The following is a 10097-nucleotide window of genomic DNA, read 5'->3' as shown; positions in this document are numbered from 1 at the left end:
GTGCTTTTTTGCGCAGCAAGAGGTGTCCGAAACCTGGCAAGCTGCACACGTTCATTGCCATCGACGGCACTTCGTCGCCCCTTCCGCGCCAGGCTGGCTAACGGTTAAGGAACGACGTTCGCTCGGGCGCGTAGGAGATTGCACGTCCCTTCGTACTGAACCACGCTAGCCGACAGGACCTATCTCGACACGTCATCGCGGCGCACCGCCAACCAGGTCAACACGTGGCCCGCTTTGATTTCAAAGCTAACGTCAAAGTGTCCGCCCTTGGGCAATTCCTGAGAAAGGGTTCGTGTCAGATGCAGTCGTAGACGCCCGTCTCGAGGCACCGTGTGCAGTTGGGCACAGTCGAATCCGAAAAAGTCCCTAACAGTCGGATAGAGCGCTTTGAATAGCGTTTCCTTCGCTGAAAAAAGCAGCGTGACCAGGCAGTCTGAAGAAACAGCCGACTGTCGAGCTATCAAGGCACGTTCATCCTCGTTGACGGTGGTGCTCAGAAGCGATTCCAGAGCATGGCCGCTGGCCAGCGCCTCCACGTCAACGCCGGCTTGCCATGTCCCGTCGGCGATTGCGAAACACGCGCAATGCCCTCGTGCGTGGGATATCGAACCCGCAGAACTTGGAGGCCACAGAGGGGCCCTGTCTGGCCGGATCGGAATCTGGGGAGCGGCTTGACCCATCATTTGCAAAGCGGCGCGAGCGATCGATCGACCGGCGAGAAACTCGGCACGACGTATGGGCAATGCCCGCAACAGGCAGATGGGACGCTCTATCGCCATCAGGTCAAACAGGTTCTCCGTGAAGCTATCGAAATCAAACCTCCCATGCAAAAGAATAGCATCGGGCAGCCTGGGATCATGCAAATCGACATTGACGAAAAACCCGCGGGAACTGGCGATTAGGCGATCAAGTTCACCATCGATAGGGCTGGTCATGCTTCACAGGCGCGGAAGAATGCACTCACCAAGGTCAATCACGCCAAGTGCTTGGACGTCGGTAGCCTGACTGTCGGCGTCAATGCGGATCGAAGGGCGACAGCATACGACATTGATGTGTTCTTGCACTCTTAGCAGGTCGATCTGCGTCAGTTACATTGATGAAACCGGCGGGGCGTCCGTCATTCATAACCCGAGGATGGATCTTGGCTAGTACGGACGGGAATGCTCTGATACTTCCTCTTTCGGTGCTGCTGCTTCTGCTCGTTGGATTGCGTCGGCAACTCCCTGAAGATTGGAAATCGTTAAAGGTTCCAGCCTAAAAGACCCCATCGTGTCGTGGCGGCCTGGCATCTGCTGCCTTTCGCAACGAACCAGAGGGCTGCCATTGCCTGAGCGAATTGCCAATGCTCACCAACATTCTCTGTCAACGGTGAAATCGCTTCCACCTTCCTTGATGATGTTTACCACTCCAGTGCGACGATGGGTGTGTATTTTTTTGTAAAATTCGGCTTCGGCCGACGCGTTTTCGTTCACGCAGCGAAAATTCACTGAGAGCTCGGGACCATGCCGGGCGAGAGCCCAGTTCCGGAGCGCCGGAAGGATCCATAGGCGGACACCAAACGAAGTCGCCGCGGGCCGAAGTTTTGCCCGGGTAGGGATGCCAATCTACATGTTCCAACCCGTATAGGCGGCGAACGACCCTTCGTCGATGAACCCTCCGGTACCTTCTGCCGGGTGCAGCAATCGGACGATATCGATCGGCGATGCCCAACCGGCAGCTGATCCACTCAGCGCATGATCGATGAGGCGTTCACCGTGGAGGGCATCTTTCCAAAGACCCTCGAACGGCGATAGCGGGCTTATAAGCGCAGATGCTGCGTCTCTTATGTCGTGTTGCCGTAGTCCGCAGACGGGACAGGTTATCCGCCAACCCTGCGTCCAACTTCGCTGCACCGCAGTTGTTGCGCCCTGCCCTCTGTTTTGCTCGGCACAAGCGAAGCAACATTGAATAGCGCGTGACGAGCCGTGCTGCTGAACTTGGGAAACCTGATGTGGTCATTGCCAAAATTGCAGACGACTGGGTTCGAAACAGCCTCGCAACGTGGCCGGCGTCGGTTGCCCCCAACTTTGTATCGGTCAGCCGCAAAGATTTTGCTTCCGGAATGGCATGGCGGAGCATAGTGAGCGGGGAGACGCCATAGAAACCCACATGGCGCGCTATCCATGACGACAGGAGCTCATCCGGCACAGGTTCGAGAATGACAGGAAGCGGCTTCGTGCCGCCGAGCTCTCCGATCATGCGTATGCTGTTTCGGCACTGACTGGCGGCGACCAGCTTTCCACCGCTTCATCGGTGATGTGCTCGGTGCCGCTCTCGATCGAATCGGCCGCCAGGCTCGTGATCGCGTGGAAAATATTTGCAGTGATGCCGCCGCTGATCTGCAGAATTCGGCGCAGAGATTTCGGCGTCAGCACTGTCGGTCGGCGGCGCGGCATATTCCGCAATATGGACGAAACCAGCGCTTCGAACTGTTCGTTGGCCGCCCATCTGTTCAAGGTCAGCTCGCTGAACCGGCGGGCAAGCTGAACGTCCCCGCTTATCGCCTCGCGGGCTTCGGTAACGCCGAAGCAAACCAGGGAAATCTGAAGTCGATTGCTGAGAAATCGGAGCGTGTTCAGCACGACCCGCTGTTCGCGGTACGAGCCGGCGAGAATGTTACGTATCTCGTCGATCACCAGGACCTGAACGCCGCCGCCATAAGTCGCAACGCCGCTTGCTCCATCTGCACGATGTCGGCGCGGGGTGCCTGTGGCGCGCCAAGTGCAGCCAGAATCTCGGCATATAGACGGCGCTCCCCTGGCTTCCCGGTCATCTCGATTGCCAGAACCGGCATAGCCTGTACGCCGGTCGTCGGATCAAAGCATGAGGGATTATTATCGCAGAATTTCTCGAGGATCATCGTCTTGCCCATGCCACTGTCGCCGTAGATGGCCACCGAAGGCATGCGTGTGCCGCGAGGATGATCGACCAGTAGGTTGAGGCGATCGAGCGCCTGCTTGGCGCGCGGATAGAAAATCCAGCGGCGAGCCTGGATTGCGCGAACGCGCAGAACGTCGGGCTCGGTGAGGAGGTCTTTGGCCGCGTGCGTCAGATGGATATTATCCGTGGTCAAAAGGGGCTCAATCCAGATCTTCGACGGAGGGAACAGGTTTGCTTGAATCGATGCCGCGAAGCGAGCCCAATTCATCGTCATCCACATCCAATTTCGGAAGCTGCGGACGCCCTTGTGTCTTGAGTTTCGCCTCCTGGATCAGTTCGCGCTGGACAAGCGCTGTGCGAACAAGGACGTGCCTGTCAATGTCGCGTTTGCCCTCAGCGTTGAGGGCGGATTCAAACGGTCGTCGCAACACCTGAACGGAGGAGTTTACGCCGTGCAGCCTGCGCCTCCCACAATGTAATCGGCGCAAGCGTCACATCGGCATAGCGCGCCTCCACAAAGTTGCCTGAGGGTCGCCTGACAAAAACGCGCGACAGATCGCGGGGGTCGTATTTCACAATCAGGCGGGCTTTGGTCCGTCCAATGTCGGCAGACAGAGCGGGCGACCAGTAGCGAATGTTGAAAAGATGGATGCCGGTCGGTCGCAACGTTCTCTCTGCCTCCGGCAGGAACGAGATCCAGAATTGCATACGGTCTTTCGGCAGACGCAACACCAACTCATTTTCGTGCTCTCGCCAGACCGCAATCGGTGGCCGACGCAGTGCGCCATGGATGGCATGATGGTATTGCCCGACGATCTCAAGTGCGATCTAGCGCTCAAGCTCTCGGAGTGTCAGTGCCGCGTGGCGTTTGGCATCATACTCGCGCCGTTCCTCGATGTTGCTGGAGGTCGATCCTGGCAGCAGGTGAACCGCGCCCATCTGCGTGCCAATCAACCGTTCGATGTGGCCGCCGAAATGGGGAGTCCCCGGCGGCCGCCAATCGATCTTTATGCCATTGTCCCGGCAAGCGCGTTCGAATGCATGACTTCGAAAGTCGGAGCCGTTGTCGACATGTATCGTTCCTGGCAGTCCGGCCACTGGCCACGCTTCATGGATACACCTCTCCTGCAACCACATGGCACTTGTCGAATACGGAGTGCAATATGCATAGGCTTGTCGATAATCGCGAGGGCGCCTCTATGGTCAGATAGAGGCTCGTCACCATCCGAGTCCAATGCTAGTGTCAGCCAGGGCCGTCCGAGCGGCTGACGCGCAAGGATCAGCGGACGCCATCGCCAACGGTCAATACCACAGCAACGGCCGCAGACATGACGAGGCGGCCTTCTTGCTTGCGTTGCAACAAATCCTCCAACGAAATTCATAAACTCTTCGCGCCCGACAATCGTCTGTGATGCTACGCTCCGCGTAACGTCCAAGGTCCAATGGCGGCAATATTTGCTGCCATTCATGCTCCGACGGTCGAATTGCAATCCGGGATATACAGGCAATGGCAAGAAGAAGAACGTTCGTCCAAATTGAACAGCGAATTTATGCCTTGTCTGCGGACATATGGCGTGATGCTGGCCGATGAAGATACTGAGAAACGTCTCATCACGGCCGCGCATCCTGATCGTCTGAGGATTCTGGACCTTTGCGCGCATTCCGACCTAACCGTTTGCAAGCTTGCGCAGATTCTCGATCTGCCTCGGAAACGCGTTGAGCGACACGTGCGGCTGCTCGCAAAAGCTGACTTTCTTTGCTGCAACGGACAACCGTCCGCGGTCCTCATCTCAATGGAGGAAGCAACGACGGCAGGTTCGTTCAATTGCTGGTCGATCTCCTCCCCTACCAGGATGGATATCATGAGGTGGACCTAAAACGCCTCGAAAAGATGCAAGACGCGATCCAAGGGGATTTCCCGGCTGACGCGAATAGTTCAACCCGGTAGGAGGTCAAAGCCCCATGAACAGCTCCGCCGCCGGCGCAATTGCACAATTCAGTGGCGAGCGACCGTTTTCCCTGGCGAGGGTAGATAGCCGCGTGCACGAACTGCTTCGAAGACAGGAGCAGCAAGAGCGGACGACGCTCAAGCTCATCGCGTCCGAGAATTTTGCCTCCTCGGCCGTCCTGGAAGCGATCGGTTCGATCTTCACCAATAAGTACGCCGAAGGGTATCCGGATGCGCGCTATTACGCGGGAAACGAGATCGTTGATGAGCTTGAGAACCTCACCATCGAGCGCTTAAAGGCATTGTTCGGCAGTGAGCACGCTAATGTCCAGCCATATTCGGGCTCGCCAGCGAACCAGGCTGTCTATCGCGCGCTTTTGAGTCCCGGAGACAAAGTGATGGGCCTCCCGATTCCGGAAGGCGGCCATCTGACCCATGGTTGGGCCGTCAACTTTTCCGGCACCGACTATCAACGCGTCCCCTACGGACTGAGCGCAAAGACGCAGCAAATTGACTACGACCGACTGCGTGAGACAGCCAAGCGGGAACGGCCGAAATTGATTTGGGTCGGCGCAACTGCTTATCCGCGTCTCTTTGACTACGCGGCAATGGCCGAGATCGCTCATGAGGCGGACGCCTACCTTGTCGCCGACATCGCACATATTAGCGGTCTGGTCGCAGCAGGCGTGCATCCGAATCCCGTGCAGCATTGCGACGTCGTCACCAGCACCGCTCACAAGACGCTCCGCGGTCCGCGCGGTGGCTTTATTCTGTCGCGGAATGACGATCGTTATCAGGCGCTCTACCATCCAAAGAGCAAGCACAATCTCGCCAAACGGTTAGATCGCGCGGTCTTCCCTCATCTGCAAGGCGGGCCCCATATGAATACCATCGCCGCACTGGCTGTTGCTCTGCACGAGGCCGCGACTCCGTCTTTCCGGATCTACGGTCAGCAGATCGTCAAGAATGCGAAGGCTCTCGCCCAAGCGCTTCTCGACCGTGGTTACCACCTGGTCACCGGCGGAACCGACAATCACATGCTGATCCTTGATCTGCGGGATTGGCCGCTGTCAGGTAAAGCCTATGCCGAGCGCCTGGCAGAGGCAGGCATCATTACAAACTTTAACATGGTGCCTGGCGACCCGCGCGAGCCGGCGGTCACGAGCGGAATCCGCTTTGGGGACACCAGCAGTGACGTCCATGGGCATGCGTGAGGGAGAAATGCTCCAGATTGCCGGCTTCATTGACCTGGTCTGCCGCCATCCCGAGGACCCAGATGTGCATGCCAGCGTGCGGAAAGACGTTGCGGAGTTCTGTGCTCCGTTCGCTGTGCCCGGCATCACCGAACGCTAAAGCCGCCTAAACCAAACCCGTACAACTCCTACCCGAAGCGAGACTAATTTCATGGCTAGACAATTCGTATTCTCCTCCGAATCCGTGGGCGCCGGACACCCGGATAAGTTGGCCGACAACATCTCGGATGCCATTCTCGATGCGGTCCTTCTCAAGGATCCCAAAGGGCGCGTCGCTTGTGAAGCGTTGGTGAAAAACTGTGAGACGTTGGTGAAGACAGGGATGGTCGTGCTGGCTGGCGAGATCACCAGTGACGCCCAGATTGACTACAGCCAAGTTGCCCGCGATACCATTCTTGATATTGGATATGATGATGATGCCATCGGGTTTGATGGTCGCCGTTGCGCTGTCGTTCTGGCTATCAACGAACAGTCGTCTGACATTAGCCAGGGCGTCGATCAAGGACGCGGGATTGATCTCGACCAGGGCGCGGGGGATCAGGGTCTCATGTTCGGGTACGCTTGCAGCGAGACCGATACACTGATGCCCCTGCCGATCCAGCTCGCTCACCACCTGACGAAAAGGCAGGCAGAGGTCCGCAAAGCAGGACAGCTTAGCTGGCTGCGTCCCGACGTAAAATCGCAAGTCTCGGTACGTTATGAAGGTTTGCGCCCGGTTGCGCTGGATACCATCGTCCTGTCGACCCAACATGACGAGGAGGTCTCACAGGAAGCCCTGCGGGAAGGCGTCATCGAGGAGATCATCAAGCCTGTCTTGCCGATCGACCTGGACACGACAGGGGTCAGGCTCCTGGTCAACCCAACGGGACGGTTCGTGGTGGGCGGGCCTCGCGGAGACTGCGGCCTCACTGGACGCAAGATCATTGTCGATTCCTATGGTGGGATGGGACGCCACGGCGGTGGTGCCTTTTCCGGCAAGGACCCCTCCAAGGTTGACCGTTCGGCTGCTTATGCGGCCCGCTACGTTGCCAAGAATGTCGTGGCTGCCAGACTTGCCGAAGTTTGCGAGGTGCAGATTGCTTACGCGATCGGTGTGGCCACACCGGTTTCGGTTTTCGTCAACACGTTTGGCACGGCGACGATCGAAGAGGAATGGATCGAGCGCCTCATTCTTGAGCTGTTCGATCTAAGGCCCAAAGGCATAATCAAGATGCTCGATCTGTTGCGCCCGATCTACCGCAAGACCGCGACCTACGGCCACTTCGGCCGTGAAGAGCCTGAGTTCACCTGGGAGAGGACGGATAGAGCCGATCTCTTGAGGCGGGAGGCAGGTCTGGATGCGGCTTGAGGCTGCTGCCTGATCAATCTGCAAGCGCTGGACCATTGTAGAATTGAAGGGTTCCCCGCGCGGGCATGGAGCCGACCGGGTTTTTGGCGGAGACATTGATGCCGGATTATGACGTGCTTTGCATCGGCAATGCGATTGTCGACATCATCGCCCAGTGCGAGGAGGACTTCCTCGAGACCAATGGCATCATCAAGGGCGCGATGAACCTCATCGACACCCACCGCGCCGAATTGCTCTACAGCCGCATGGGCCCGGCGATCGAGGCCTCCGGCGGCAGCGCCGGCAACACGGCGGCCGGTGTCGCCTCCTTCGGCGGACGCGCCGCCTTCTTCGGCAAGGTCTCCAACGATGCGCTGGGCGAAATCTATGCGCACGATATCCACGCGCAGGGCGTCGCCTTCGACACCAGGCCGCTCGAGGGCGAGCCGCCGACGGCGCGTTCGATGATCTTCGTCACGCCCGATGGCGAGCGCTCGATGAACACCTATCTCGGCGCCTGCGTCGAACTCGGGCCGGAAGATGTCGAGGCCGACAAGGCGTCGGGCGCCAAGGTGACCTATTTCGAGGGTTATCTGTGGGACCCGCCGCGCGCCAAGGAAGCCATCCGGCAGACGGCCAGGCTGGCACACGCGGCCGGCCGCGAAGTGTCCATGACACTCTCCGATTCGTTCTGCGTCGACCGCTACCGCGACGAGTTCCTCGACCTGATGCGTTCAGGCACGGTCGACATCGTTTTTGCCAACAGCCACGAGATCAAGTCGCTTTACCAGACTTCGTCGTTCGACGAGGCGCTGGAGCAGATCCGCAAGGATTGCAGGATCGCGGCGGTGACCCGCTCCGAAAAGGGCTCGGTCATCGTGCGCGGCGACGAGACCGTGGTCATAAAGGCGACCGCCATCAAGGAACTGGTCGACACGACGGGCGCCGGCGACCTCTACGCCGCCGGTTTCCTGCATGGTTATACACAGGGACGCGACCTCCAGATCTGCGGCGATCTTGGCTCACTGGCGGCCGGATTGGTGATCCAGCAGATCGGCCCAAGGCCACGACAAAATCTGCGCAAAGAGGCCGAGCAGGCGGGGTTGTTGTAGGCAGCCATCTCGAAGACTCTGCCGCTGCGGCATTGTCATTGGCGCGAGGACCGAAAGAAGCTAGGCGGGCCATAGCAACTTGCGCTTTGTCGGGTCCGCGACATTGTGGTTCTGCCTGATCTTCTGCTGCATTCCCGTTAAACCGCTGAAATAAAAGTCGCAAAATCTTCTCTGCGGCTGCCTTCGTGTTGGCACAAATTTTGATCTTCTGGTCTTGAGAAAAGGAACTGCCGAGAGGCACTTGATGGCGCGGAGCGAACTGGAACGAAGGTAGCAACCGACCTTGTCAGGTCAGCATCAGCTACTGCGCGCATAACGAGGCGTCGAGTGGCACCGGAGGAGTTTGCGCCGAAATGATCGCTGCGATTTACGTGGGCTCCCTATCGCACCAGCCCGGATCGTACCGGGTGGGTCTGCTTGGCCGACCTGATCGAGCAGCTGATCCGGCGTCGCCATCGTGGCCGCCAACGACCCGCTTGTGGTGTGTTTGGGTAGATCTTCGTTCCCAGGGCGCACCAAATTGCCAATCGGACGCTGGCCGTGAGGGAAATGTCCAGTGGCACTGACAGAGCCCAGGGCAGGCGTAGCAAAGCCGCAATTCCGAGCGAGCTCCGTGACGACCGGCGTTCAATGTTCCGTTAATGTAGGACGCAGATGAAGCCGTTAATCCTGATCTGTTCGCAGGATGCCGAGTTCTACCTGTTCTTCAGTCACATCCTTGAGGTGGACGGCTTCGCAACCATGCTGGCCGGTGGCGTCGAGGACGCGATCCGGCAGATGACTGAGTGCGAGCCGCAGGCTGTCGTCCTGGACTGCCAACCGGCTAGCATTGGCGGCCCGGGGATCTGCGCCCGGCTGAAAGGCGAGCTGCAAACCGACGCACTGCCCGTGATTGCCCTTATCGCCTCCGGCGCCGAGCACCAGCAGCTCGATCTGCTCAAAGCCGGCATTGACGAAACTTTCCTGCGGCCCTTCGCGCCGGGTAAATTGCTTGCGTATTTAGATGGGAAACTGCGGACTCGCCTGCTCCCCAACGGCGGGAACGACGTGGCGTTGACCTGCGGTCAGCTTAATATGGAGCCCAGAAGCCGCCGGGTACACTGCAGTGGCCAGCAGCTCCATCTTGGCCCACTCGAGTTCAACATGCTGCGCCACCTGATGGAAAACCCTGGCAAGGTATGCAGCCGCGACGAACTGGTTAGCGCCGCTTGGCCGGCAAATATCTATGTTGGCCCGCGCACAGTTGACGTCCATATCAGCCGACTGAGAAAGGCGCTCTCGCCCCACAACGTCATCCGAACCATACGCTCGGGCGGTTACGCGCTCGAAGAGCAGGAAATCTGAAATGAGGATCGTAGCCCGTGGGGTAGTAGCTCGGCCGAGCAAAAGCTGCTCGCGAGCGCGCCCTCAATAGCGCTGTAGATGCTATGGGCGGCGGCGAGCGTGTGGCACCCTCGGCGCTGTTGAGTAGCTACCTAAGGAGCGCCCCCATGTCACCATCCTTTGATGCAAGCAAATCCCTTACCACACTTGATCAG

Annotated in this window: 7 protein-coding genes and 2 pseudogenes; 5 read left to right on the top strand and 4 right to left on the bottom strand. The window is 58.6% G+C overall.

Annotation, left to right across the window (positions count from 1 at the left end; genetic code table 11):
- Positions 1 to 179: 179 nt before the first annotated feature.
- The 4 genes and pseudogenes from O7A70_RS30040 to O7A70_RS30030 form a co-directional block, all read right to left on the bottom strand.
- A complete protein-coding gene (locus tag O7A70_RS30040; RefSeq protein WP_337143582.1) occupies positions 180 to 935 on the bottom strand; it encodes a 4'-phosphopantetheinyl transferase family protein in 756 nt (251 codons plus the stop codon).
- A gap of 814 nt (positions 936 to 1749) precedes the next feature.
- Positions 1750 to 2238, bottom strand: a complete 489-nt coding sequence (locus O7A70_RS34275; protein ID WP_442921227.1) for a TniQ family protein — start codon at positions 2236 to 2238, stop codon at positions 1750 to 1752.
- Positions 2235 to 3187: pseudogene (locus tag O7A70_RS30035) on the bottom strand (TniB family NTP-binding protein). The gene O7A70_RS34275 and the pseudogene O7A70_RS30035 overlap by 4 nt, the downstream one beginning before the upstream one ends.
- A 143-nt stretch (positions 3188 to 3330) precedes the next feature.
- Positions 3331 to 3651 (bottom strand): Mu transposase C-terminal domain-containing protein, encoded by a 321-nt coding sequence (locus O7A70_RS30030; protein WP_337143611.1) that lies wholly within the window; start codon positions 3649 to 3651, stop codon positions 3331 to 3333.
- A gap of 710 nt (positions 3652 to 4361) precedes the next feature.
- Between O7A70_RS30030 and O7A70_RS30020 the strand changes: the two genes are divergently transcribed.
- The 5 genes and pseudogenes from O7A70_RS30020 (at position 4362) to O7A70_RS30000 (ending at position 9903) form a co-directional block, all read left to right on the top strand.
- Positions 4362 to 4796: an ArsR/SmtB family transcription factor gene (locus tag O7A70_RS30020; RefSeq protein WP_337143580.1), complete on the top strand. Its 435-nt coding sequence runs from the start codon at positions 4362 to 4364 to the stop codon at positions 4794 to 4796.
- Between the two features lie 85 nt (positions 4797 to 4881).
- Positions 4882 to 6220 (top strand): annotated as a pseudogene (gene glyA, locus O7A70_RS30015) (serine hydroxymethyltransferase).
- 51 nt (positions 6221 to 6271) lie between these two features.
- Positions 6272 to 7468, top strand: a complete 1197-nt coding sequence (gene metK, locus O7A70_RS30010; protein ID WP_337143579.1) for a methionine adenosyltransferase — start codon at positions 6272 to 6274, stop codon at positions 7466 to 7468.
- Between the two features lie 98 nt (positions 7469 to 7566).
- The gene (locus O7A70_RS30005; RefSeq protein ID WP_337143578.1) at positions 7567 to 8559 is read left to right on the top strand and encodes an adenosine kinase; all 993 of its coding nucleotides are present in this window, start codon (positions 7567 to 7569) and stop codon (positions 8557 to 8559) included.
- Between the two features lie 654 nt (positions 8560 to 9213).
- Positions 9214 to 9903 (top strand): response regulator transcription factor, encoded by a 690-nt coding sequence (locus O7A70_RS30000; protein WP_337143577.1) that lies wholly within the window; start codon positions 9214 to 9216, stop codon positions 9901 to 9903.
- Positions 9904 to 10097 lie beyond the last annotated feature (194 nt).

It is taken from the genome of Mesorhizobium sp. Cs1299R1N1 (genome assembly GCF_037179655.1).
GTDB lineage: Bacteria > Pseudomonadota > Alphaproteobacteria > Rhizobiales > Rhizobiaceae > Mesorhizobium > Mesorhizobium salmacidum.
Note: the sequence above shows the minus strand (reverse complement) of the source record. Positions and strands in the feature narration are given on the sequence as shown.

Excerpts from the sequence above, each read along its gene's own strand:
- O7A70_RS30040 (WP_337143582.1), bottom strand. The coding sequence starts at position 935 with ATGACCAGCCCTATCGATGGTGAACTTGATCGCCTAATCGCCAGTTCC.
- O7A70_RS34275 (WP_442921227.1), bottom strand. The coding sequence starts at position 2,238 with ATGATCGGAGAGCTCGGCGGCACGAAGCCGCTTCCTGTCATTCTCGAA.
- O7A70_RS30020 (WP_337143580.1), top strand. The coding sequence starts at position 4,362 with ATGGCGGCAATATTTGCTGCCATTCATGCTCCGACGGTCGAATTGCAA.
- metK (WP_337143579.1), top strand. The coding sequence starts at position 6,272 with ATGGCTAGACAATTCGTATTCTCCTCCGAATCCGTGGGCGCCGGACAC.
- O7A70_RS30005 (WP_337143578.1), top strand. The coding sequence starts at position 7,567 with ATGCCGGATTATGACGTGCTTTGCATCGGCAATGCGATTGTCGACATC.
- O7A70_RS30000 (WP_337143577.1), top strand. The coding sequence starts at position 9,214 with ATGAAGCCGTTAATCCTGATCTGTTCGCAGGATGCCGAGTTCTACCTG.